Source organism: Komagataeibacter xylinus NBRC 15237, assembly GCF_001571345.1.
Taxonomy (GTDB): Bacteria; Pseudomonadota; Alphaproteobacteria; order Acetobacterales; family Acetobacteraceae; genus Komagataeibacter; species Komagataeibacter xylinus.
The window spans coordinates 22,120-46,455 of record NZ_BCTP01000020.1 but is presented as its reverse complement, the minus strand read 5'-3'; the positions used below and the strand labels follow the sequence as shown (position 1 = coordinate 46,455).

General features: G+C 64.6%; 21 protein-coding genes and 1 tRNA gene. 11 read left to right on the top strand and 11 right to left on the bottom strand.

Features of this window, described 5'->3' with window-relative positions:
- Positions 1 to 66: 66 nt before the first annotated feature.
- Positions 67 to 747, bottom strand: coding sequence for a DUF1963 domain-containing protein (locus GXY01S_RS09635; protein WP_061274526.1), 681 nt, complete (start codon positions 745 to 747; stop codon positions 67 to 69).
- Between the two features lie 233 nt (positions 748 to 980).
- The gene (locus GXY01S_RS09630; RefSeq protein WP_061274524.1) at positions 981 to 3,914 is read right to left on the bottom strand and encodes an Rne/Rng family ribonuclease; all 2,934 of its coding nucleotides are present in this window, start codon (positions 3,912 to 3,914) and stop codon (positions 981 to 983) included.
- A gap of 469 nt (positions 3,915 to 4,383) precedes the next feature.
- Here GXY01S_RS09630 and GXY01S_RS18565 point away from each other — a divergent pair, with 469 nt between their 5' ends.
- From GXY01S_RS18565 to GXY01S_RS09615, 3 genes are all read left to right on the top strand, one after another.
- On the top strand, positions 4,384 to 4,584 hold the full coding sequence (locus GXY01S_RS18565; protein ID WP_061274522.1) for a hypothetical protein: 201 nt from the start codon (positions 4,384 to 4,386) through the stop codon (positions 4,582 to 4,584).
- Positions 4,581 to 5,549 carry an N-acetylmuramoyl-L-alanine amidase family protein gene (locus GXY01S_RS09620; protein WP_061274520.1) on the top strand — a complete coding sequence of 323 codons (969 nt, stop codon included), beginning with the start codon at positions 4,581 to 4,583 and terminating at the stop codon, positions 5,547 to 5,549. The genes GXY01S_RS18565 and GXY01S_RS09620 overlap by 4 nt, the downstream gene beginning before the upstream one ends.
- A gap of 298 nt (positions 5,550 to 5,847) precedes the next feature.
- Positions 5,848 to 7,422, top strand: coding sequence for a 2-isopropylmalate synthase (locus tag GXY01S_RS09615; protein WP_061274518.1), 1,575 nt, complete (start codon positions 5,848 to 5,850; stop codon positions 7,420 to 7,422).
- Positions 7,423 to 7,533: 111 nt separating this feature from the next.
- Here GXY01S_RS09615 and GXY01S_RS09610 read toward each other — a convergent pair whose 3' ends face one another.
- A complete protein-coding gene (locus GXY01S_RS09610; RefSeq protein ID WP_061274516.1) occupies positions 7,534 to 8,106 on the bottom strand; it encodes a YMGG-like glycine zipper-containing protein in 573 nt (190 codons plus the stop codon).
- Positions 8,107 to 8,418: 312 nt separating this feature from the next.
- Between GXY01S_RS09610 and GXY01S_RS09605 the strand changes: the two genes are divergently transcribed.
- The 6 genes from GXY01S_RS09605 to GXY01S_RS09580 all read left to right on the top strand — a co-directional run bounded on the left by GXY01S_RS09605 (position 8,419) and on the right by GXY01S_RS09580 (position 14,620).
- Entirely contained in the window at positions 8,419 to 9,465 is a 1,047-nt protein-coding gene (locus GXY01S_RS09605) for a rod shape-determining protein (RefSeq protein ID WP_061274514.1), read from the top strand.
- Positions 9,466 to 9,602: 137 nt separating this feature from the next.
- Positions 9,603 to 10,505, top strand: coding sequence for a rod shape-determining protein MreC (gene mreC, locus GXY01S_RS09600; RefSeq protein ID WP_061274512.1), 903 nt, complete (start codon positions 9,603 to 9,605; stop codon positions 10,503 to 10,505).
- The gene (locus GXY01S_RS09595; RefSeq protein WP_061274511.1) at positions 10,502 to 11,068 is read left to right on the top strand and encodes a hypothetical protein; all 567 of its coding nucleotides are present in this window, start codon (positions 10,502 to 10,504) and stop codon (positions 11,066 to 11,068) included. Before mreC ends, GXY01S_RS09595 begins: the two co-directional genes overlap by 4 nt.
- A gap of 34 nt (positions 11,069 to 11,102) precedes the next feature.
- Entirely contained in the window at positions 11,103 to 13,022 is a 1,920-nt protein-coding gene (gene mrdA / locus GXY01S_RS09590; protein ID WP_061274509.1) for a penicillin-binding protein 2, read from the top strand.
- A gap of 48 nt (positions 13,023 to 13,070) precedes the next feature.
- Positions 13,071 to 14,228 carry a rod shape-determining protein RodA gene (rodA, locus tag GXY01S_RS09585; protein ID WP_061274507.1) on the top strand — a complete coding sequence of 386 codons (1,158 nt, stop codon included), beginning with the start codon at positions 13,071 to 13,073 and terminating at the stop codon, positions 14,226 to 14,228.
- Positions 14,228 to 14,620 (top strand): DUF3293 domain-containing protein, encoded by a 393-nt coding sequence (locus tag GXY01S_RS09580; protein ID WP_061274506.1) that lies wholly within the window; start codon positions 14,228 to 14,230, stop codon positions 14,618 to 14,620. Before rodA ends, GXY01S_RS09580 begins: the two co-directional genes overlap by 1 nt.
- A 111-nt stretch (positions 14,621 to 14,731) precedes the next feature.
- Here GXY01S_RS09580 and glyS read toward each other — a convergent pair whose 3' ends face one another.
- Complete coding sequence (gene glyS / locus GXY01S_RS09575) at positions 14,732 to 16,792, bottom strand: glycine--tRNA ligase subunit beta (protein ID WP_061274504.1); 2,061 nt, start codon at positions 16,790 to 16,792, stop codon at positions 14,732 to 14,734.
- 6 nt (positions 16,793 to 16,798) lie between these two features.
- Positions 16,799 to 17,689 carry a glycine--tRNA ligase subunit alpha gene (locus tag GXY01S_RS09570; protein ID WP_061274502.1) on the bottom strand — a complete coding sequence of 297 codons (891 nt, stop codon included), beginning with the start codon at positions 17,687 to 17,689 and terminating at the stop codon, positions 16,799 to 16,801.
- A gap of 209 nt (positions 17,690 to 17,898) precedes the next feature.
- On the opposite strand from GXY01S_RS09570, the gene GXY01S_RS09565 reads away from it, so the two are divergent.
- Positions 17,899 to 18,684, top strand: coding sequence for a DUF2076 domain-containing protein (locus GXY01S_RS09565; RefSeq protein WP_061274501.1), 786 nt, complete (start codon positions 17,899 to 17,901; stop codon positions 18,682 to 18,684).
- Between the two features lie 196 nt (positions 18,685 to 18,880).
- Here GXY01S_RS09565 and GXY01S_RS17090 read toward each other — a convergent pair whose 3' ends face one another.
- A complete protein-coding gene (locus tag GXY01S_RS17090) occupies positions 18,881 to 19,138 on the bottom strand; it encodes a hypothetical protein (RefSeq protein WP_082770807.1) in 258 nt (85 codons plus the stop codon).
- Between the two features lie 287 nt (positions 19,139 to 19,425).
- Between GXY01S_RS17090 and alkB the strand changes: the two genes are divergently transcribed.
- On the top strand, positions 19,426 to 20,082 hold the full coding sequence (gene alkB, locus GXY01S_RS09560; protein ID WP_061274499.1) for a DNA oxidative demethylase AlkB: 657 nt from the start codon (positions 19,426 to 19,428) through the stop codon (positions 20,080 to 20,082).
- A gap of 13 nt (positions 20,083 to 20,095) precedes the next feature.
- Here alkB and GXY01S_RS09555 read toward each other — a convergent pair whose 3' ends face one another.
- From GXY01S_RS09555 to GXY01S_RS09535, 5 genes are all read right to left on the bottom strand, one after another.
- On the bottom strand, positions 20,096 to 20,455 hold the full coding sequence (locus GXY01S_RS09555; RefSeq protein ID WP_061274497.1) for an Imm41 family immunity protein: 360 nt from the start codon (positions 20,453 to 20,455) through the stop codon (positions 20,096 to 20,098).
- A 206-nt stretch (positions 20,456 to 20,661) separates the two neighbouring features.
- Positions 20,662 to 21,276 carry a bifunctional 4-hydroxy-2-oxoglutarate aldolase/2-dehydro-3-deoxy-phosphogluconate aldolase gene (gene eda, locus GXY01S_RS09550; protein WP_061274553.1) on the bottom strand — a complete coding sequence of 205 codons (615 nt, stop codon included), beginning with the start codon at positions 21,274 to 21,276 and terminating at the stop codon, positions 20,662 to 20,664.
- Positions 21,277 to 21,305: 29 nt separating this feature from the next.
- The gene (gene edd / locus GXY01S_RS09545) at positions 21,306 to 23,144 is read right to left on the bottom strand and encodes a phosphogluconate dehydratase (RefSeq protein ID WP_061274496.1); all 1,839 of its coding nucleotides are present in this window, start codon (positions 23,142 to 23,144) and stop codon (positions 21,306 to 21,308) included.
- 458 nt (positions 23,145 to 23,602) lie between these two features.
- Positions 23,603 to 23,678 (bottom strand) — tRNA-Lys (locus GXY01S_RS09540).
- Between the two features lie 166 nt (positions 23,679 to 23,844).
- Positions 23,845 to 24,336: a peptidylprolyl isomerase gene (locus GXY01S_RS09535; RefSeq protein ID WP_061274494.1), complete on the bottom strand. Its 492-nt coding sequence runs from the start codon at positions 24,334 to 24,336 to the stop codon at positions 23,845 to 23,847.

The window sequence follows — 24,336 nt, the reverse complement described above, 5'->3', positions numbered from 1 at the left end:
GTGAAGATTTTTTCAAAAAGCTTCGAAAAACGCTACCTTTTTTGAAAAAAGGTAGTCGCGTGTCCGTCAATCAAACTGGCATGACCAGCGCCACGTCCCATCAGGTAGCCGGAAGAAATAGGCCATTCCGCTGGCGCCCCAGATCAGGCCTACCCTGTCTTCCGAATTGATCTGGAACATGAAGTCCTCAAGGCCAACCGCCCCCTGTATATCAGCCGGGTAGCCGCCTACCTTGGTCTGGTCATGGCACTCGAAATTATCAGAGAAAGCATCGCTTCCTGCATCGTCGGCAACGAGGGCATCCATGTTGATCGGCAGGGACCAGGCATCTTCCCAGCCGGGAGCGTCGTCCTCAATGCGCGTCCAGCGTATGGGCAAGGGTTTGAAGGCCTGCTCGGCTTGGGGCAGCGGCACGAGGCCGTCGGTGGACGTATATTCACGGATCAGCCAGCCCTCGCCATGCGGCCTGTCCAAGGGCAGATCCTCCATGTCGAAAAACACGACGATCAGCGCCAGCTGGGCCAGTTGTTCTGGCACGTAAGGCAGTTCATCAATACGGATCTGCAGGATCGGGATCATGGGCCTGCCGTTCCATTGTGGCAGGCTTTCACCCGGCTGGCCTACGGCCCGGCAGAACCATGACGTGGCCGGGTCGGATGGCGGGCGGAAGCCGCCTGCGGTTGCGACTGACGCCGGGCGCAGCAGGGTGCGTAGCTGGTCAAGGCATTTGCGGGCGGCTGGGGTCATGGTTATTCCAGTCCTTTAACTTGTATAGTTTCTACAGAAATGTGGTTATTGTGCATCAATAATAAAATAACAAAAGTTTCTGGGTGCTGCCTTTTTTCAAAAAGACGGCGTTCTTTCGAGGGTTTTTGAAAAAGTTTTACCAAAACATTTTGATGAAAACAGAATTCATTCGGGCAATAAAAAACCTGCCTTCTTGCGAAGGCAGGTTTTCTACTTGGTCAGTCACGCCGTAATTAGCGCTTCCACCAGCCCGTGCGGCGGCGGGGTGTCGCTTCCGCTTCGGTCGGCGCGGCAGATGAAGCTGCCTCGTCCGTAGCCGGTTCCGCTGCGTCTTCCGCCTTCTTGCGGCGGCGCGTGCGGGTGGCCGTGGCCGTGGTGGTAGTGGCCTTGCGGGTCGTGGCGCGCTTGCGCGGCGCGGGCTTGGCCGGTGCGGCTTCCGCCGTCTCGGCTACCACTTCCGCCGGGGCTTGCGTGGCCTCGGTGGCGGCAGGCTCGGCCTTCTTGCGGCGTGCCGGGGCACGGCGGCGCTTGGGGGCCTCTTCCACAGCCGGGGCTTCTGCTTCGGCTTTCGCTTTTACGGGCGCTTCAGCCGCAGCCTCGGTGGCCTCATCCGCCTTGGCAGCCGTCTTGCGGGTAGTGCGGCGGCGCGTGGTGGCCGTCGTCGTGCCCGTGCTCCGGCTGGCCGCCCGCTTGCGCGCGGGTTTGGCGGGTGCGGCTTCCTCGGCAGGGGCCGCCTCTTCCGCAGCGCTGGGCGCCACGGCCTCGGCCGGGGTTTCTTCCGGCGTGCTGGCGGGGGCCTTGGTGCGGCGGCTGCGCGTGGCGGTGGCCGTGCTGGCGCGGCGGCGGCGCGGCTTGGGCGCTTCCTCCACGGGTTCCGCCGGGGCTGCCACAACCGGCTCGGCGGGTGCGGCTTCGGCTTCCACCACCGGGGCTTCGGCCACCGGCGCGTTCACTTCGGCTTCCGCCCCGGCCTGCGGGGCCTCGGGGGTGGCTTCCGTTTCAACCGGGGTGCGGCGGCGCGTGCGGCGGCGGCGGCGCGGCTTGGGCGCTTCCTCTTCCTCCGTTACGGCGACGACAGCGGGCTCGGCTTCCACAACCTCTTCCACGATCTCGGCAGGCGCCGTGGTCTGCTCGATCACGTCAAAGATGTCGATGATCGGGTCGCCATACGGGTCAGCCGGGGTGGGGCCGCGATAGGCTTCGCGCGCGGGGGCAGGCACGGGGGCCGGTTCCTCGGCTGCGGGGGCCTGCGGCGTCTCGGCCGTCTGCTCGGGCGTGGTGGCAGCGGAACCACGGCGACGACGACGGCGACGGCGACGACGGTGGTCGGTGCCCGAGGCGATATCCTCGTCCTCTTCCGTGCTGGCCGGGGCTTCCGGGGTTGCTTCGGCTACCGGCGGCTCGGCCTGGATCTGGATCTCGCGCACGGTGCTGTTTTCAGCCGGGGCATGCGCGATGGCGGCAGGCGCCTCGAAGCGGGCTGTCTGCTGGCGCACGCGCTCGATCTTGCACTCGGGCGGCTGGAGCGTGGCATCAGGCGCGAACACGACCTGCATCTTGTGCCGCGTCTCGATTTCCGAAAGCCAGGCGCGCTTGTTGTTGAGGATGTAGAAGGCAACCTCGGGCGCGACCTGCACGGCAATTTCTGCGGCCTTGCGCTGCATGCCCTCGTCCTCGATCGCGCGCAGCACGTGCAGCGACGAGCTTTCGATCCCGCGCACGATGCCGGTGCCCTGGCAGTGCGGGCAGGGCATGAAGGCGGATTCGGCAATGGAGGGGCGCAGGCGCTGGCGCGACATTTCCAGCAGGCCGAAATGCGAGATCTGGCCCACCTGGATGCGCGCGCGGTCGGTACGCAGCGCATCCTTGAGCTTGCGCTCGACCATGCCGTTATGCTTGCGGCTTTCCATGTCGATGAAGTCGATCACGATCAGCCCGGCAAGGTCACGCAGGCGGAGCTGGCGGGCGACTTCCTCGGCGGCTTCGAGGTTGGTGCGCAGCGCCGTTTCCTCGATGTTGCGCTCACGCGTGGCGCGGCCCGAGTTCACGTCGATCGCAACCAGCGCCTCGGTCTGGTTGATGACCAGGTAGCCACCCGACTTGAGCTGCACGGACGGCGAGAGCATGGAATCGAGCAGCCCCTCCACCTTGTAGTGCGAGAACAGGGTCTGCTCGTGGTCCTGCCACAGGCGCACCTTCTGGGCGTTCTGGGGCATGAGCATGCGCATGAACTCGCGCGCGGACTTCCAGCCCGGCTCGCCATCGATCAGGATCTCGCTCACCTCGCGCGTGTAGATATCGCGGATGGCGCGCTTGATCAGGCTCGCTTCCTCATAGATCAGGGCGGGGGCGACGGATTCCAGCGTGTGCTGGCGGATATCATCCCACAGGCGCAGCAGGTATTCGCAATCGCGCATGATCTCGGCGCGCGGGCGCTGGGCGCCAGCGGTGCGCACGATCATGGCCATGCCGCGTGGGATTGACAGCTCGGTAATGATGTCGCGCAGGCGGCGGCGGTCGGCCACCGAGGTGATCTTGCGCGAAACACCGCCCCCGCGCAGCGAGTTGGGCATGAGCACGCAGTAGCGCCCGGCAAGCGACACGTAGGTGGTCAGCGCAGCACCCTTGTTGCCGCGCTCTTCCTTGACCACCTGCACGAGCAGGATCTGGCGGCGGCGGATGACTTCCTGAATCTTGTAGTTGCGCAGGAAGCGGGCGATGCGGCGCTGGGCCTGGGCCTCGTCACCGGTATCGTTCTCGCCGCCCACGGTTTCAGGCTCGTCGCCTTCCTCGCCCGCGGGGGTTTCGGCTTCGTCCTCGGCGCGGGGGGCGTCGTCTTCCTCGTCATCACGCGCGCGGCGTTCTTCTTCCGCGCGGCGTTCCTCCTCCTGCAGCGCGAGCAGCTTTTCGCGGTCGGCTACGGGGATCTGGTAATAATCGGGGTGGATTTCGCTGAAGGCGAGAAAGCCGTGGCGGTTGCCGCCATAATCCACGAACGCAGCCTGGAGGCTGGGTTCTACTCGGATAACCTTGGCAAGGTAGATGTTGCCCTTGAGCTGCTTCTTGGAAGCGGCTTCGACATCATAATCCTCAAGGTGGTTACCATCCATCACGACCACGCGGGTTTCTTCCGCGTGGGTCGTGTCGATCAGCATGCGTTTGCTCATAAATAGGCGCACTCCGGTGTGTCACGCTCCGGCATCCGGGCTGCGCGCGAGTCGTGGCGGCAGGAGGGGCGGGGGAGCGGACAAAAGCATGATTGAAAAAGCCGTGACTGAAACCGGACAGGAGACCACCGCGCCCTGCGCGGGCGGACAGGCCATGCGGTGCGACCGGATGCGGCATGCGTGTGCCGCCCGTATTCGCGCATGGTGTCATCGCATATGCGGAAAAGGTCCGCGTGGTATCCAATCCATCCTCTGTCCTGGCTGGGGAGGGCGCGGCCCGGCCTGATTGCCGGGGCGGAACCTTCCGTATCGACTGGTATGCCATCCGGTTTCCTGTCGATGGGGAACACCGGCGCGGCTGCCTCAGGTCGTGCGTGGCATGTGCCCCCACGCCGTAACGTGGCCGGTAAGCATACCGGTAAGCGCATGTCGCGCATGCATGATGCATGCCGGATGGAGTTTTTAAGTCATGCCTGCTGGCATTTCGCCCTATCAGGCATGCCAGCGGGGCAGCCAGACCGGGCGCGGTCCATCACGGCTGGGCAGCATGGCGCAATGCGGGCTTTCCTGCAAGGGGCTTGCGTTTATCCCGCTGACGAAGGGCGTGGATGGTGGTAAGGGGAAGGGACACATGAACCCGCAACCGTTTTCACCGGAACCTGATGCATGACCACTGGCTGGCCTGATGGAAACAAGGCGGGCCTGACAGCACGCACGTCTGGCCCCGTGCTGCCGCGCCGCGCTGTTGTGGCGGGGCTGGGTGTGCTGCTGCCCGGCAGCGCGCTTGCGGGGGTGCCGGCCCCGCATGTGCCGGCTCATGTGCATGCGGCCGCCGCAGCCCATCACGCCGCCCACCCGCTGCACGCGCCCGCCGCAGCCCATCACGCCGCCCACCCGCTGCACGCGCCCGCCATTGTGGGCCGGGCGGCGCCGCCAAAGCCGCTGGTCATGCTCGACCCCGGCCATGGTGGCAAGGACCCTGGCGCCATCGGCATTTCCGGCACGTATGAGAAGCATGTGGCCGAAGCGGCTGCCAGCGAGCTGCAACGCCAGCTCGAGGCCAGTGGCCGCTACCGCGTGGCCATGACGCGAGCCGATGACCGCTTTATCCCGCTCGAGGGTAGGGTGGATATCGCGCACAGCCACAAGGCATCGCTGTTCATTTCCATGCACGCCGATGCCCTGACCAACCGCGCCGTGCGCGGGGCCAGTGTCTATACGCTGTCCTCAAAGGCGTCGGACCGCCAGACCGCCATGCTGGCCCGCACCGAGAACAGCGCCGACCGCTATGGCGGCCCGCACGTGCATGCGGATTCGCCCGAGGTGCAGGAAATCCTCGCAAGCCTCGTGACCGAGGAAACCCGCCATGGCGCCGCCCACATGGCCAGCAGCATCGTCACTTCCTTCCGCCCGCGCATCGGGCTGTTGCAGCATCCCTCGCGGCATGCCTCCTTCGTGGTGCTGAAATCGGCGGACATCCCCTCCGTGCTTGTCGAGATGGGCTTCATGTCCAACCACATGGATGAAGCGGCCCTGCGGCAGGCCGCGCACCGCATGGTGGTGGCAGGGGCCATGGTGCAGGCCATCGACCGCTATTTCGCCACTGACAGCATGGTCACCCATGCCACGGGCTAGGGCGCTTTTCGGGTTGCAATCACGTTGCGGGGCTGTATTGTGCCCGGCATGGTAACGACAGCGCATATCGTGGGGATCGGATCGGGCGCATACGCGCGCCTTTCCGCGCGCGCATGTGCCGCGACGGGGCTCCTTCGTCTTCGACTTATCCGCCCCTGAGCGATCAGGGCCGGCCTGCGTGCCGGCGCGCCCAGGGGATTGATCGGAGCGGCCATGCAGCCGCGCGAACACGAACAGACAGGCCGCATGCGCGTGCCGTCGCCCGTCCCATGTCAGGACCAAGTCCGAGGTTATTACCATGAGCATCGACCATCCTTCCTTTGGCCGCATCGACCCCAACCGCGTCATCATCTTTGACACGACGCTGCGTGATGGCGAGCAGTCGCCTGGCTTTTCCATGAACCTCGCGGAAAAGCTGCGCATGGCCGAAGCGCTGGAAGAACTGGGCGTGGACGTGATGGAGGCGGGCTTTCCCGTGGCCTCCAGGGGTGACTTCGACAGCGTTCACCAGATTGCCCAGAAGATGAAGAGCACCGTGGTGTGCGCGCTCGCCCGCAGCGGCGGCAAGAACGACATCGCAAGCGCGGGCGAGGCGATCAAACCGGCAAAACGCGGGCGCATCCACAACTTCATCTCCACCTCGCCGCTGCACATGAAGTACAAGCTGCGCATGGAGCCTGAAACGGTGCTGGAAGTCATCGAGGCTGGTAACCGCGCCGCCCGCCAGTTCACCGATGACGTGGAATGGTCCGCCGAGGATGGCTCGCGCACCGAGCCCGACTTCCTGTGCCGCTGTGTCGAGACCGCCATCCGCGCGGGTGCCACCACCATCAACATTCCCGATACGGTGGGCTATTCCACGCCCGAGGACATGGCCCGCATCTTCGCTGACCTGCGCGCCCGCGTGCCGGGGGCCGATGGCGTCATCTTCTCCACCCACAACCATAATGATCTGGGCCTGGGGGTTGCCAACACCATCGCGGCGCTGAAGGCGGGCGCGCGCCAGGTGGAATGCACCATCAACGGCATTGGCGAGCGCGCGGGCAACGCGGCGCTGGAGGAAATCATCATGGTGCTGCGCACGCGCCATGACGTGCTGCCCTTTACAACCGGCATCCATACCGAGCGCCTGCTGCGCACCTCGCGCATGCTGGCCACCATCACCGGCTTTGACGTGCAGCCCAACAAGGCCATCGTGGGCCGCAACGCCTTCGCGCATGAAAGCGGCATCCATCAGGATGGCATCCTGAAAAACGCTGCCACCTACGAGATCATGACGCCGGAAAGCGTGGGCTGGACCCGCTCCTCGCTGGTTCTGGGCAAGCATTCGGGGCGCGCCGCCTTCCGCGACAAGCTCAAGGCCATGGGCTACGACAAGCTGGAGGAAGAGCAGTTCAACGAGGCGTTCGCCCGCTTCAAGGATCTGGCCGACCGCAAGAAGGTCATCTACGACGAGGACCTGGTGGCGCTGGTTGATGATGAAGTGCGCGACCATGCCCGCATCCGCTTCATCTCGCTCGATGTCACCGCAGGCTCGCGCCGTCCCGCCACCGCCGATCTGGTGCTGGAAGTCGATGGCGCGCGCCGCGAAGGCCACGCGGAAGGGCAGGGGCCGGTCGATGCCGCCTTCAACGCCATCCGCGCTATCGTGCCGCATGATGCGACGTTGCAGCTGTATTCCGTCGGTGCCGTGACCGAGGGCAGCGACGCGCAGGCCCGGACCTCCGTGCGGCTGGAAGAAGATGGCAAGCTGGTCGATGGGCAGGGTGCGGATGCCGATACGCTGGTCTCGGCCGTGCGGGCCTATGTGCATGCGCTCAACAAGCTGCTGGTCAAGCGCGACCGTGCCGAGCCTGCCGCCCTCGAAGCCTGAGTCAAGAAAAGCTGCACTAAAAATGCTGCTTTGTTCAAGTAAAGGCGGCACCAGATGCCGCCACAACGCCCCGCCGTGTCATGTCACGGCGGGGCGTTGTCGTGCCGGGGCTCAGTAGCCGCTTTCGCCTTCGTAGCCCTGCGGGTAGCTGCCTTCCTGCCCGTAGCCACCCTGCTGCTGGCCGTAATAGCCGCTCTGGTCATATCCGCCCTGGCTGTATCCACCCTGACCATACCCACCCTGACCATACCCGCTCTGGCCATACGCGCCCTGTCCATAGCCGCCCTGCTGGGGGTAGCTGGGGGTGGCGTAGCCGCGCTGGTTTGCGTAGCCCGCGCGCTGGCCCGCCGCTTCGGGGCAGCTCTGCGGTCCGTAGCCCGGCGGCAGGACCCGGCCGCCCGCGCACACGGTGGAAGGGGCCTCGCCACGGGGGCGGTTGCGCGGCGTGGTGGCGGCGCCAATGGCAGCGCCACCCGCCGCACCGGCCAGCGCGCCAATGGCGGCACCCTGGCCGCCGCCCGCCAGCCCCCCGATCAGCGCGCCGCCGCCTGCGCCAAGCAGCCCGCCGCCAATGGCGCGCTGGCCGGGGTCGCGCGTGTCCTCGCATGCGCCAAGGCCGAGGCACAGTGTCGCCGCAAGCAGGAGTGCCGGGCGAGGGGTCATGCGGGGCGATGAAGTCTTCATGTAGGTTTTTTCCGCTTTCATGACGGGCGCTGCCACGATGGCCCGCTTTCCGCCTGGTAACAGGATATAGATGAAGCGGCGCAGGTGGTTTGACCATGACCAAAGAGGGGCAATTTGTAACAATCAGCCCGGCCATGAAGATTTTAATAAATTAAAACCATCTCGCCTCTTGCCCCTGCCAGCATGCACCGGTAATCCCTCGAGCTTACCCAGACGGTTTTCGACGTGACGCAGGCATGCCATGAGGGCATGCGGTGCCGCCAGTCGGGAGATGGGACAGTCCTGTCTGGTGGTTGTTGTCGGGAGTTCTGGATGTTTGCTCGTGTACTGGGTCTGCTTTCCGCTGACATGGCGATCGACCTCGGCACGGCGAATACGCTGGTTTACGTTAAGGGGCGTGGCGTCGTCCTGAACGAACCTTCGGTCGTCGCGCTGGCAGAGGTACGGGGCAAGAAGCAGGTGCTCGCGGTGGGCGAGGAAGCCAAGCAGATGGTTGGCCGCACGCCCGGCAACATCACGGCCATCCGCCCGCTGCGCGATGGCGTGATCGCGGACTTCGAGGTGGCGGAGGAAATGATCAAGCATTTCATCCGCAAGGTCCATAACCGCCGCATGTTCGCAAGTCCGCTGATTATCGTGTGCGTGCCCTCCGGCTCCACCGCCGTCGAGCGTCGCGCCATTCAGGAAAGTGCTGAAAGCGCCGGTGCCCGCAAGGTGTTCCTGATCGAGGAACCCATGGCGGCGGCCATCGGCGCGGGGCTGCCGGTGACCGAGCCTTCAGGCAGCATGATCGTCGATATCGGCGGTGGCACGACGGAAGTGGCCGTCATCTCGCTTGGCGGCATTGTGTACGCGCGCTCCGTGCGGGTGGGTGGCGACAAGATGGATGAGGCGATCATCTCCTACATCCGCCGCAATCATAACCTTTTGATTGGTGAAAGCTCGGCCGAGCAGATCAAGATCCATCTCGGCTCGGCCATGCTGCCTGATGATCCGCAGGATCCCGGCCCGTGGCGCGAGGTCAAGGGGCGTGACCTGATCAATGGCGTACCGCGCGAGGTTATCGTCTCGCAGGCGCAGATTGCCGAGAGCCTGGCCGAGCCCGTCAGCCAGATTCTTGACGCGGTGACCACGGCGCTTGAAAATACCCCGCCTGAACTCGCGGCCGATATCGTGGACAAGGGCATTGTCCTGACCGGTGGCGGCGCGCTGCTGTACCGGCTTGATGAAGTGCTGCGGCGCGAAACCGGGCTGCCGGTTACGGTAGGCGAGGATGCGCTGTCCTGCGTGGCCATGGGCACGGGCCGCGCGCTTGAGGAAATGAAGCGCCTGCGCAATGTACTGACAAGCATGTACTAACGACGGTCGCCGCCCACGGCGCAAGGCAGGGCGGCGTGCCGAGGGGGGAGACGCAGGACGATGCAGGTCCGGCGACCAGGCAGAAGTGAACGATCCGATCGGCATGGCGCAGGCGCCGCGCGTGGGGAACGTGTGTGATGCCTGTCTCCATCCAGTTCCGTCAGGCATTGGGCAAGCTTGTGCTGCCTGCCCTCATTCTCGTGGCCTGCGGGGTGATCCTGCTGGGCAAGGCCGATCGCGGATTGATCGAAAAGCTGCGCATGCATACGGCCGACCTGCTCGCCCCCGCCTACGGGCTGGTGGCCTGGCCGCAGGAAAAACTGCGCTGGGTGTCGGGCAACCTGCAGGATATCCGCAACCTCGAGGCCGAGAACATCCGCCTGCGCACCGAGAACGCGGCGCTGCGCCACTGGTATGACGTGGCAGCAGCGCTTGCCGATGAAAACGCGACGCTGAAGGCCAACCTGCACTGGATTCCCGATAACGCGCCCACCTTCGTGAGCGGGCGGGTGGTGCGCGACACCAGCGGGCTGTACGCGCGCGCGGTGCTGCTGGCGCTCAACCCCGATACGGCGGTGCGCAAGGGTGGGATCGCCCTTGATGGCGCGGGACTGGTCGGGCGCGTGACCGAGGTGGGGCGGCGTTCGGCGCGCGTGCTGCTGATTACCGATTCGTCGAGCCGCCTGCCGGTTACGCTGGAATCGAGCCATGCGGCGGCCATCATGGCGGGCGATAACTCGGCCCTGCCGCGCATCATCTTCTACCCGCAGGACAATGTGCCGATCGAGGGCGAACGTGTCGTGACCAATGGCGAGATCGAGAGCCTGCCCGCTGGCCTGCCGGTGGGGCATGTGCATTACCTGCGCCCCGGCCAGCCGGTGGTGGTGCCCGCGGCTGCCCTCGATCATGTCGATATGCTGCGCGTGTTCGATTATGAGGATAGCGTGGTGCCGCCCGATGCGCCGGGTCGCGTGCCGCTGCCCACAGGGAGCGGCGCCATGCCCCTGCCCGCGCACCCCGACCAGGGCCTGCACGGATGAAAACCTTCACGCCCCCCCCGATCCGCCCCGGCATCCAGCCGCGCTCCAGCATGGGGTACCGCATTGATCATGGCGTGCGCAGCAGCGTGCCGTTCCTGTTCGTGTTCTTTGCAACGCTGGTGCTCTCGGCACCGCTCAACCTGCCCGGGCAGGTTGAGCTGATGCCCGCCATCATCATGGTCACCATTTTCCTGTGGTCGGTGTTCGCGCCGGTGCTCATGCCCTCGCTGGCGGTGTTCGTGCTGGGCATATGGGCCGATATCCTGAGTTTCGGCCCGGCAGGGGTGATGCTGCTCATGATGCTGATCGTGCATGGTGTGGCCCTGTCCGGGCGCTATACACTGGCACGGGTTAATTTTTTTATTCTGTGGCTTGTGTTTGGCGTGGTGATGGTGGGCGTTACGGCGCTACAATGGGTGCTGTGCTGCGCGCTGGCGTTGCATATCGTGGAGTTCCTGCCCTTTGTGTTCGAGACAGTCCTGGCCTTTGGCAGTTTTCCTGTCCTGTATACGGGATTTGTCTGGACCTACCGTTTTGTCGTCAATAACGCGGACGGCGCCTGAAGCCGGTGCCACGGCCTGCGTGCCGGATGAGTAAATGAAGTTACGCAAGAAGAAATCCGGCAACCGGCTCATGTCGCGCCCGGAGGAGGGCAAGAATCCCTCCCGTGGCGTCTTTACCCGTCGCGCCCTGCTGCTCATGGCAGCCCAGGGCGCGGTGCTCGGGGCATTGGGTGAACGTCTGTACGGGCTTCAGGTTCTCAACGGCAGCCATTATGCGAAGCTTGCGGAAAACAACCGCCTGAGCAAACGCTTCTTCGCCCCGCCGCGCGGGCGCATTACCGACCGGTTCGGCATCTCGGTCGCGGCCAATCGCATCAACTGGCGCGCCCTGCTGCTGGCCGAGGAAACCAGCGACATCAACGGCACGCTCGAGCGTTTTGCCCAGCTCGTGCCGCTCGAGCCGCGCGACAGCGTGCGCATCGAGCATGAACTGCGCCACAAGCGGCGGTTCATTCCCATCATGCTGCGTGATTTCCTGTCATGGGATGACATGGCGCGGCTCGAACTCAACATGCCCTCGCTGCCGGGCGTGCTGATCGACGTGGGCACAACGCGCGTCTATCCCTTCGGCCCGCTCATGGCGCATGTGGTGGGCTATGTCGCGCCCCCGGCTGAAAAGGACGTGGTGCATAATGCCGAACTCGCCCTGCCGGGCATGCGCGTGGGGCGCTCGGGCATCGAGCAGACACAGGACCTGAACCTGCGCGGGCAGGTGGGTTCGGTGGAGATGGAGGTCAACGCGGTGGGCCGCGTCATGGCCGAGCTTGACCGCGACCCGGGCCTTACGGGCGACGAGATTGCGCTGACCATCGATAGCGGCCTGCAGCAGCAGGTGCTTGGCCGCATTGGCGACCAGTCGGCCAGCGCGGTGGTGATGGACTGCCGCAATGGGGAGGTGCTGGCCATGGTCAGCAACCCCTCCTTCGACCCCTCGCTGTTCGATAGCGGCGTGAGCCAGGCGCAGTGGATCGAGTGGACCAACAACAGCCAGACCCCGCTCATCAACAAGGCGGTGTCGGGCCTGTACCCGCCCGGCTCCACCTTCAAGCCCGCCGTGGCCATGGCAGCACTCCGCGCAGGCACGCTGACCCCGTCCGACCGCATTAACTGCCCCGGCTATATCGATGTCGGTGGCACGCGCTTCCATTGCTGGTCGCGCTACGGGCATGGCACGATCAACCTGCGGCAGGGGCTGAAATATTCGTGCGACGTGTTCTTCTATGAAGTCGCGCGCCGCACCGGCATGGACCCGATTGCCGCCACGTCCGAACTGTTCGGGCTTGGCGCCAAGCTGCCCGAGATCGAACTGCCGCATGTGCGCCAAGGGCTGATCCCCACGCCCACATGGCGGCGCGCACATGGCCACCACTGGAATGGCGGCGACACCATTGTCAGCGGCATCGGGCAGGGCTTCGTGCAGGTGACGCCGCTGCAGCTTGCCACCTATGCCTCGCGCATCGCCACGGGGCGCAACGTGCAGCCGCACCTGATCCGCTCGGTGGCGGGGCGCATGGCGGACCTGACCGACCTTGGCCGCGCGCCGGGCATGGACATGCCCGAGCACTTTTTTGAAGACATACGCGCAGGCATGTTCGCCGTGGTGAACGAGGAGGGCGGCACCGCCCCCAAGGCGCGGCTGGACATTCCGGGCGTGCAGATGGCGGGCAAGACCGGCTCGGCGCAGGTGCGGCGTGTTTCGCGCGCCATGCGCGAGAGCGGGCACTTCAACTCCGCCAACCTGCCGTGGGAATACCGCCCCCACGCGCTGTTCATCTGTTTCGCGCCCTATGATGCCCCGCGTTACGCCACGGCCGTGGTGATCGAGCACGGCAATGCGGGCGCTGATGTCGCAGCCCCCCTTGCGCGTGATATCATGACCGATACCCTGCGCCGCGACCCGGTCAACCACCGCGAACCGCCGGGTCAGGAAGTGGCGCAGGCCGAGGTGGACTGATACGGGCCAGGTGCCCCCGCCACGCCCGCGCCTGTTGTGGAGAATGGAATGAAATTCCAGAAGCGCCTGCTGCGCGCCGAACCCAATTTTCAGATCCTGACCAAGCTGTGGCAGGTCAACTGGCTGTATGTGCTGCTGATCTGCGCGCTGGCGGTGATTGGCTACGGCGCGCTGTATTCGGCCGGCGGGGGCACGTCGCGGCCGTTTGCCGGGCCGCAATCCATCCGCTTCTGCTTCGGGCTGGTCATGATGCTGGGCATAGCATTGATGAGCCCGGCCATTCTGGTGCGCATGGCGTGGCCGCTTTACATCTTCTCGCTCATCCTGCTCGTTGCGGTGCTGCGCATGGGGCATGTGGGCAAGGGGGCGGAGCGGTGGCTGATGCTGGGCGGCATGCAGGTCCAGCCCTCGGAACTGGCCAAGATCGCGCTGGTGCTCATGCTGGCCTCGTGGTTTCACAAGATCAGTTACCGCAGCATGGGCAACCCGCTCATGCTGGTGCCGCCTGCGCTCATGGTGCTGCTGCCGGTCGCCCTCGTGCTCAAGGAGCCGAACCTGGGCACCGCCGTCATCATCGGCACGGTAGGGGCAAGCCTGTTCTTTGGCGCGGGCATGCGGCTGTGGCAGATCGCGCTGCTGGTGCTGCCCATGCCCTTCCTTGCCAGGATCGCCTACGGCCACCTGCATGACTACCAGAAGGCGCGGGTGACCACTTTCCTCCACCCTGAAAGTGATCCGCTCGGTGCGGGCTACAACATCATCCAGTCCAAGATCGCGCTGGGGTCGGGTGGCATGTGGGGGCAGGGCTACCTGCGGGGCACGCAGGGGCAGCTCAACTTCCTGCCTGAAAAGCAGACCGACTTCATCTTCACCATGATCGCGGAGGAATGGGGGTATGTGGGCGGCATTACCGTCATCGCCATGCTGCTGCTGCTGGTATTTGGCGGCATGCTGATTGCCATGCGCAGCCGCAACCAGTTCGGGCGGCTGCTCGGGCTTGGCATTTCCATGAACTTCTTTCTGTACTGCGCGGTCAACCTGTCCATGGTGATGGGGGCGATCCCGGTGGGTGGCGTGCCGCTGCCGCTCATCTCCTATGGCGGGTCGGCCATGCTCATGGTCATGTTCGGCTTCGGGCTGCTCATGTCGGCGTGGGTGCATCGCAATTCCACCTTTGGCGAGACCACGCCGGGGGAAAAGGACTGATGGCGGCCATCGTGCCGCCCACGCCCGCCATCCACCGCTCCTACCGGCTCAGCACCTATCATGTAGCTGGCCTGCCGGTCATTCGCATTGGCTACAGGCCACACTGGCGGGGTCGTGTGCCCACGGGCGATATTGTTCTGCTCAGTGCGTGCAATCCTGGTGGCAGGCTGCGGCCCGATGGCTGGAACCGGCGCATGATGGCGCATCTGGCCCGCGCCCTGCACGGGTTGCCCCATGCATTGGGGGAAGGGCGGCTGGGGCGATGGTCCGAGCCGCTTTATGGCGTGCGGGTGGAGCTTGCGCGTGGGCTGGGTCTGGCGCGGCGGTTCAGGCAGAACGCCGTGGTGGTGGTGCACGGCAACCGGCCCGCGCGGTTGGTGTACCTGGCCTGAACCGGGAAGCAGACAAAAGTTTCTGGTGAAGCTTTTTTCAAGAAGCTTAAAAAAAATGCCGCCTTTTTGAAAAAAGGCGGCACCCAGAAATGTCTGTTTTTTAAAGTCTTTTCAGCCTTCGATCTGGCTGAAATCGGCAATCAGCACCGTCATGCGGCACAGCTCCGACAACAGGCGCAGGCGGTTGGCGCGGATGGCGGGGTCACTGTCATTGACCGTCACCTTGTCAAAGAACTGGTCCAGCGCCGGGCGCAGGGATGCGACATCGCGCATGGCATCGGCGTAGCGTTCCTGCGTGGTTGCCTGCTCGACGGCGGGGATGGTGCTGGCAAGCTGGTCGGCCAGCGCCTTTTCCTCGGGCTGGGTGTACAGCGCGGGGTTGGGCGTGCCTTCATGCGGGCCGTCCTTGCGGTTCTCGATGCGCAGGATGTTGGCGGCACGCTTGGTGGCGGCGAGCATGTTGCGCCCGTCATCGGTTTCCAGCATGTCGGCAATGGCCTTGGCGCGGGCCAGCAGGCGCACGATGTCGGTATCGGTATTGCCCACCGATACGGCGGCCAGGATGTCATGCCGCGCGCCTTCGCCACGTAGCTGCACGCGCAGGCGGTCGGCCACGAATTCCGGCAGCACGTCCAGGTCAGGCGCAAGGCGCAGGGCCTCGGGCAGGCCCTGGGCTGCCTCCCAGAATACTTTTGCCAGATCCAGCCGCAGCCCGTTTTCACGGATGATGCGGATCACGCCAAGGGCCGCGCGGCGCAGCGCATACGGGTCGCCCGAGCCGCCCGGCTTCTCGCCTGCGGCAAAGAAGGCCACCAGCATGTCGATCTTGTCAGCCAGTGCCACCGCAACCGAAACCGGGGCGCCCGGCACCGCATCGAGCGGGCCACGCGGCATGTAATGCGCGCCAATGGCATCGGCCACCGCAGCGGGCTCGCCATCGTGGCGGGCGTAATAAGCCCCCATGATGCCCTGAAGCTCGGGGAACTCGCCGACCATGCCGGTGGTGAGGTCCGCCTTGCACAAAAGGGCCGCGCGTTCGGCCTGTGCCGGGTCGGCCCCGGTCATGCCTGCAAGGATGCCCGCCAGCCGCACGATGCGCTGCACGCGCTCGCCCTGGCTGCCAAGGCTTGCGTGGAACACGATGCGGTCGAGCGCGGGCACGCGGCTTGCCAGCGTGGCGGCGCGGTCGAGATCCCAGAAATGGCGGGCATCGGCAAAGCGGGCGCGCAGCACGCGCTCGTTGCCGGCAATGGTCAGCGCCCCGCCATCGCCGGGCAGCAGGTTGGCCACGAAGGCGAAGCGGGGGGCTGCCGACCCATCGGAATTGCGCAGCGCGAAGTAACGCTGGTTCACCCGCATGGAAACCTGCATCACCTCGGGCGGCAGGGTCATGAATTCATCATCGATCTGACCAAGGAAGGGCACCGGCCATTCGGTCAGGCCCGCCACTTCATCAATCAGGCCGGGATCGGCTACCACGTTCAGCCCTTCCTCACCGGCAAGGCGGGCCACACCTTCGGCAATGGTGGTGCGGCGGTGGGCGGCATCGGGTTCGACCTGACGGGCGCGCAGGCCGTCGAGCCAGTCCCTGGTGCTGCTGACGGCAAACGCGCCGGGTTTGGTGAAGCGATGGCCTTCGGTCAGGTTGCCGGATTTCAGGCCGTGGCCATTATCCTCGCCTTCCGCCAGCGTGAAATCGACCACTTTCCCATCGAGCAGGCACACGATGCGGCGCAGCGGGCGCACCCATGTAAAGGCGCTGCCCACGCCCCAGCGCATGGATTTGGGCCACGGGAAGCGGCGCAGCAGGCCGGGCAGCACCTCGGCAATGCGGGTTGCGGCATCAACGGGCGGAATCTCGCGGTGCAGTACCCAAAAGCCGTTTTCGGCCACCAGCGCATCCTGTGTCACGCCATGCTTGCGCGTAAAGCCGGCCAGCGCCTTCTCTGGCGCGCCTTCACGCGGGCCGCGCTCATTGACCGTGCTGCCGGGCACGGTGGCATCGACTTCAAGCGACAGCGCAATGCGGCGCGGGCTGGCATAGGCCGCAGCCGCGCGTGGCTTGAGGGGGCTCAGCGCCTCGGTTACGAGGCGTTCGAGGTCGGCTGCCGCGCGCGCCTGCATGCGGGCCGGAATTTCCTCGGAGAAGAGTTCGATAAGCAGTTCGGGCATGATCTCTTATTCCTCGCCCGCCAGCCACGTTTCACAGCAGCGCCTGGCCAGGTTGCGCACGCGGCCGATATAGGCGGCGCGCTCGCTTACGCTGATCACGCCGCGCGCGTCGAGCAGGTTGAACAGGTGGCTGGCCTTGAGGCACTGGTCATAGGCGGGCTGGGCCAGCCCGGCTTCGGCAAGGGCGGTGGATTCGCGCTCGGCATCGATGAAGTGCCGGTGCAGCATCTCCACATCCGCCACCTCGAAATTGTGGCGCGAATAGTCCTGCTCGGCACGCAGGAACACATCGCCATATTTCAGGCCCTGGCCGTTGAAATCGAGGTCATAGACATTCTCGATTCCCTGCACGTACATCGCCAGCCGTTCCAGCCCGTAGGTCAACTCGGTGGACGGCATGACGGTGGGAATGCCGCCAACCTGCTGGAAGTAGGTGAACTGCGTCACCTCCATGCCATCGCACCACACTTCCCACCCCAGGCCCCAGGCGCCGATTGTGGGGTTCTCCCAGTCATCTTCCACAAAGCGGATGTCGTGCTCGAGCGGGTCGATGCCGATGGCGCGGTAGCTGTCGAGCAGCAGCTTCTGGCTCTCCTCCGGCGTGGGCTTGAGCAGCACCTGGTACTGGTAATAGTGCTGCAGGCGATTCGGGTTCTCGCCATAGCGGCCATCGGACGGACGGCGGCACGGCTGCACGTAGGCGGCCTTCCATGGCTTGGGGCCAAGGGCGCGCAGCGTGGTGTGCGGCGAGAGCGTGCCTGCGCCCACCTCCGTATCATAGGGCTGGAGGATGGCGCAGCCCTGATCGGACCAGAACTGGTGCAGCTTCAGGATAAGCCCCTGAAAGGACAGCGGGCGCGGTGAGGTGGGTGATCGGGGCACGGGGGCCGGGTCCATGAACGAGATGCTCCGGTAAACGGGTAGAGGTCTGCGCCATCTGGCGCAAAATCGCCGGACAGCATACCGTTATGCGGCCCCGACCGGAAGGTCGGGCGTGCCATACGCCCAAAGCGGCCCCGCATGGCAGGTTGGGGCCTTGTTTATTGCGCCCGCACGGACCACATCGGCAGGGATAAGGTATCCCAGCCCAAGGCAGGACAGACAGGATGAATGACCAGGAACGCGAACTGATCACACAGTTTTTTGCCCGCGTGGGGGGCAATGCCCCCGGCAGCGTGCCGCAGACGACAACCGCCCTCCCGCCGATCGACCCGCAGGCCGACCAGTATATCGGGCAGATGTTCCAGAAATATCCTGAAGCCCGCTACCGCATCACCCAGACCGCCGTGGTGCAGGAAGCAGCCCTGGCCGAGGCGCAGAACCGGATTCGCCAGTTGCAGTGGCAACTCCAGCAGGCGCAGCAGCAGATCCAGCAGATGCAGCAGCAGGTGCCGCCGCAGCAGGCATCGGGTGGTAGCGGTGGCGGGTTCCTCAGCGGCATTTTTGGTGGCGGGCAGCGCGCGCAGCAGGCAGCCCCCCCGCCGGGCTGGGGTGGAGCCGCCGCAGCACCTTCTGCACCGCCGCCGCAGCCGGTTTACCCGCAGGGCATGCAGCCGGGCATGTTCCGCTCGGGTGGCTCGGGCTTTCTGGGCTCGGCCCTGACCACGGCAGCCGGTGTGGCCGGTGGCATGATGATGGGCAATGCGCTGACCGGCCTGTTCAGCGGGCACCATGATGATGGCGGCTTTGCCAGCGGCATGCCTCAGGGTGGCACGGGCGAGACCATCATCAACAACAACTACGGTGACAGCACGGCAGGCACCGGCGGCGCCGACCCGTTTGCCGGTGGCGGCACCACGGCGGATTCCGGCTTCGATGCCGGGGGTGCTGGCAACGATGGTGGCGGTTTTGATGATGGCGGGTTTGACGCGGGCGACGACAACAGCTTCTGATTGAGTGCTGTCTTGCTTATGGGGAAGGGGCATCCGGTGTGGATGCCCCTTTTTTATGCGGATGTTTGCAAAACGATGCCACGGGCCGGGTCAGGAGAGGGGCTTGTGGCGGACTGGCCTTGCCATGTCATGCTGTTATCGATGCGACAGGAAAAGGTGTCGCCATCAGGTATCCGGCCGGGTTCGGTCCCGATCGTCAGGATGCGTCGTCACCAACGAGAGCGGGTCGTACCTGGCACCAGTCTTCCCACGCGTTTTCCAGTGATATGTCATCGTAACCGCGCTGCTCGCTTGCGAGAAGGGCCGCAGAATAGGGTACGGTCATGCAGACAGCGTTATCCCTTATGGATAATACTTCTTCTTTCGTGAGGGGAGAGCCCTTTTCTTTTTCTTTACGAAGAAGAAGCAATACCAGGGCAGGTATCGGGACCAGTACGGGCTGGTTTTCATCCATGGATATGTGACCTTTCAAAGCCAGATATAAAGGGACTGTTCGTGCAAAAGGCGAAATCCGTTTTCATGATGGCATCATGACTCTTGAAGCACGAGATGTCCGCACGCATATCTTTTGCGCAAGTGGCTTGAAAATCTGATTCGGAAAACGGTCTGGAATCATAAGGAAGTTTTTGGTGAAGCTTTTTTCAAAAAGCTTCGGAGAACGCTGCTTTTTTGAATGCTGGCGGCACCCGGAACCAGACAGTCGCTTACGGTTCGCGGCCAGGCACAGGGGGGAGACAGGGCATGGTGCAGCAGGAATTCATGCTCGACCCACCGCCCGAATCTGCGCCGAAGCATGAAGTGCTTGATGCCGGGGCCATGGTGCTACGCGGGCATGCTGCCTTGCAGGCGCAGGAGATGCTGGCGGGCATAAGGCAGATTGCCCGTCTCTCCCCCTTCCGGCGCATGACGGTGGCGGGCGGGGGCACCATGTCGGTCGCCATGACCTGCTGCGGGGCGGCAGGCTGGTGCAGCGACGCGCAGGGCCACCGTTATGAGACCCGCGACCCCATGACCGGCCAGCCCTGGCCTGCGCTGCCGCCTGCGTGGCGGGACTGGGCCGTTGAGGCAGCACGCCTTGCGGGGCATGAAGGGTTTGCGCCCGATACCTGCCTGATCAACGGCTACCGCCCCGGCGCGCGCATGGGGCTGCATCAGGATGATGACGAACGGGCGGATGCGCCGGTGGTCTCCGTCTCCTTCGGCCTGCCTGCCATCTTTCAATGGGGCGGGTTGCTGCGTGCCGACCCGGTCCGGCGTATTGCGTTGCTGCATGGTGATGTGGTGGTGTGGGGTGGCCCGTCGCGGCATGTCTTTCACGGCATCGCCCCATTGCGGGCAGGCCAGCACCCGGTTACGGGGCCGTGCCGCTACAACCTGACCTTCCGGCGGGTGTGGTAGGGCAGGGGCTGCGTCAGGCCTGGCGGAACTGCCAGCTGCCCAGAAAATGGTCGAACACCATCTGCACTTCTTCGCGCCGTGCCACGAACAGGTCGATATCCATATTGGCGATCCTGTACAGATCATCGGGGTTGCAATGGCTGAGCAAGGCAACGGACATCAGGTAGCTGAAGATATCAAAAGCCTGCGCGCGTATTGTGGCATCCTGGCATTTATGATGGGTCAGGCAGGTGATGGCTTGCTTCAACCGCGTGAATTCGCCTTCATCCCAGACCCATTCCTCATGCAGCCTGCCAAGGAAGGAATCATCGCGGAAATGGGAACTGAAGGGTGCATTATGCGCAACAATCTCTTCCGCCCTGGTCTGATCCATAACGGGTCTGCTCCCTTGTGTAACAGTCATGACCCTATGACGTCATGGCCCGAAAGGCGAGGGCAGAAGTGAATTGTTGGCGGTTATTTAAGTTACGGACAGTTCTGGTAAATATTTTCTCAAAAAACTTCCAAAAAGAATGCCGCCTTTTTTGAAAAAAGGCGGCACCTGAGAAGTTTTATTTTGATCAGCGCGGTATGAGGCGATCAGACCTTGAGGGCCGCCGCCTGCCTTGCGCGCGCGGTAATGGCCGCCACATCCGGCGCACCGGCGGGCACCAGCCACGAGCCACCCACGCACAGCACGGAGGGCAGGCCCAGCCAGTCTGCTGCGGTCTCGGCCTTGATGCCGCCGGTGGGGCAGAACCGCGCCTGCCCAAACGGGGCGGAAAGCGCCTTGAGCGCCGGGATGCCGCCTGCGGCGGTGGCGGGGAAGAACTTGAAATGCGTCAGCCCAAGGTCCAGCCCGCGCATGATGTCGCTGGCATTGGCCGTGCCGGGCAGCAGCGGCACGTTACTGGCCTGTGCCGCCTGCGCAACTCCCGTGGTCAGGCCGGGGCTGACAATGAAGCGCGCCCCGGCATCGACCGAGCGCTTGAGGTCATCGCCATTGAGCACGGTGCCTGCGCCTACAACCGCGCCTTCCACCTTCGCCATCTCGGCAATGACCTCCAGTGCGCAGTCGGTGCGCAGGGTCACTTCCAGCGCGCGCAGGCCACCGGCCACCAGGGCCTCGGCCACCGGGCGGGCATAGGCGGGGTCGTGAATGACCAGCACCGGAATAACCGGGGCAAGGGTCATGATCTCTTCAATGCGGGCCATGTCGGCTCCCTTGTGCAAGGCGTTGGGGTTCATGCGCTCTGTTGTGCCGCCATGTGGTCCATGGAGGCAAGAATGGCCGAGGCCCCCTGCTCGGGCAGGTCCACATGATTGCGCATCAGCGCGAACAGTTCACGCCCGGTGCCAAACTGCGGCGCGGGCGGGCGGGCGGGCGTGCGGTCGGCCAGCACGCTGGCCTCAACCAGTGCCTCGATGCGGCCGGTCTGCGCGCACACGCGCACCACATCGCCATCGCGCAGCAGCGACAGCGGGCCGCCCACATAGGCTTCCGGTCCGATATGAATGGCGGCAGGCACCTTGCCGCTGGCACCCGACATGCGGCCATCGGTGACGAGTGCGACCTTGTGGCCGCGGTCCTGCAACACCGCCAGGGTGGGGGTAAGCTTGTGCAGTTCCGGCATGCCGTTGGCGGCAGGTCCCTGAAAGCGCACCACGACAACCACGTCACGGTCGAGCTTGCCCGCGCGGAAGGCGGTCAGCACGTCTTCCTGATGGTCGAACACGGCGGCCGGGGCCTCGATGGTCCAGCGCTCGGGGGCGACGGAGCTGGTCTTGTAGATGCCGCGCCCCAGATTGCCTTCCATCACCTTCATGCCGCCATCGGCGCGGAAGGGATTGGCGGGCGCGCGCAGGATGCTCTCATTGGTGGAGGGGCCAGCTTCTTCCCATACCACCCTGTCCTCACGCAGTTCGGGCTTCTTGCGGTATTCGGCAAAGCCGCCACGGGCCACGGTCAGGATATCGGGGTGCAGCAGGCCGGCATCAAGCAGCGAGCCGATCAGGCTGGGCATGCCGCCCACGTTGTGGAAGGCGTTCACATCTTCCGACCCGTTGGGATAGACGCGGGTAAGCTGCGGCACGATGGCGGAAAGCTGGTCGAGGTCGGTCCAGTCGATGATGATGCCTGCCGCCCGCGCCATGGCGGGAATGTGGATGGCAAGGTTGGTCGATCCACCCGTGGCCAGCAGGCCCACGGCGGCGTTGACAATGGCGCGTTCATCAACACACAGGCCCAGCGGGCGGTAGTCCTCGCCGCGCGTGCCGATCTCGCTCAGGCGGTGGATGGCGGCACGTGTCAGTTCCTGCCGCAGCTTCGTGTTGGGTGGCACGAAGGATGAGCCGGGCAGGTGCAGGCCCATGACTTCCATGAGCATCTGGTTGGTATTGGCCGTGCCATAGAAGGTACAGGTGCCCGCCGCGTGGTAGGATTCGGATTCCGCATCCATGAGTTTGTCCTTGCCCACCTTGCCCTCGGCATAAAGCTGGCGGATGCGCTGCTTCTCGCTATTGGGCAGGCCAGAGGGCATGGGGCCGGAGGGAATGAGGATGGTGGGCAGGTGGCCAAAGCGCAGCGCGCCCATGAGCAGGCCGGGCACGATCTTGTCGCATATGCCCAGCATGGCAACGCCTTCATACATGCCATGGCTCAGCCCGACGGCAGTGGACAGCGCAATGACATCGCGGCTGAACAGCGAGATTTCCATGCCCGACTGGCCCTGGGTCACGCCATCGCACATGGCGGGCGTGCCACCGGCCACCTGCGCCGTGCCGCCTACCTCACGCGCGAACAGCTTGATCTGGTCGGGGTAGCGGGCATAGGGCTGATGGGCGGAGAGCATGTCGTTATAGGCGGTGATGATGCCTACATTCATGCCGCCTGCCGCGCGCAGGCCCGCCTTGTCGCTGCCCGAGGCCGCAATGGCATGGGCCAGGTTGCCGCAGGCCAGGCGGGGGCGGCTGATGCCGTTTTCACGCTCGCGGGCAATCAGGTCCAGATAGGCCCTGCGGGTGCGGGCCGAACGGGTGATGATCCGCTCGGTCACGGCGGTCAGGACGGGGTGCAGGCTCATGGCATCTCACAGACTTTGAAGCACCTGCGCCGGGTTGTGCCGGGGCAGGCTCGCCATCCATTGCACCGGCAACGATAGCGGGAGAGAAAGCGGCCGGAATGTGCGAATATCCTGTGACCGCATGGCGGAAGGCCATTTATTTGAAAAAATGGACCCAGATCAAGACATAAAATTATAAAAAAATAGCGATAAGATAACTTAATTATTAAAACGAATATGAACCCACCTGAAAACGCACTTTTCCGTAGCCTGCCTGACCCATGAAAGCTGGCATCCGGCCACGCGTTATCGCCACGGGCCGGGGTGGTCCATGGCGGCTATATCGAGATTTTATGGAAATAAGGCCACAACGCCACGCGTTCGCGCGAACAGGCACGAACAACTGCCGCCCACGTTGCGCAAAAGGGAGCAATAGGGGGCGCGGAGGCCACAAAAAGCAGGGAAGGGGAGAAGGGTTCTGGTGAGCCGGGTGGGATTCGAACCCACGACCATTCGATTAAAAGTCGAATGCTCTACCGACTGAGCTACCGGCTCACATGACCTGTTTTATCAAGGGCCAGGCTACCGGTCAGGCCGGGGCGTGGCGCCTTGGGCAGGTCTCTAAACATCCACGGCGGGAGTGTCAACCTGCGCGTGCCGTTTATGCGCGTGCGCAGGGGTGCCGGGCGGCGGCAGGGTGCGCCGCCCGGCGGGTGGCCAATCAGGCCTCGGCGTCGGCCGGGCGCATCTTGATGATGCGGTCGGGGTCCTGCACCATGCCGCTCTGGCCAGCGCCACGCTTGATCTGGTCGATATGGTCCATGCCTTCAATCACCTGGCCCACGATGGTGTACTGGCCATCAAGGTGCGGCGAGGGCTCGAACATGATGAAGAACTGGCTGTTCGCGCTATCGGGGTTCATGGTGCGGGCCATGCCCACCGTGCCGCGCTCGAACTTGGCCTTGTTGGTGAACTCGGCCTTCAGGTCCGGCAGCTTGCTGCCCGAGGTGCCGGTGCCCGTGGGGTCGCCGCCCTGCGCCATGAAGCCATGGATCACGCGGTGGAAAGGCGTGTTGTCGTAAAAGCCTTCCGCCGCCAGCGTGCGGATGCGCTCTGCCGCAAGCGGCGCAATGTCGGGACGCAGGCGGATCACCACCCGTCCTGTCTTGAGATCGACGTTGATCAGGTCGGACTTGTTTTCTGTAGCAGACAT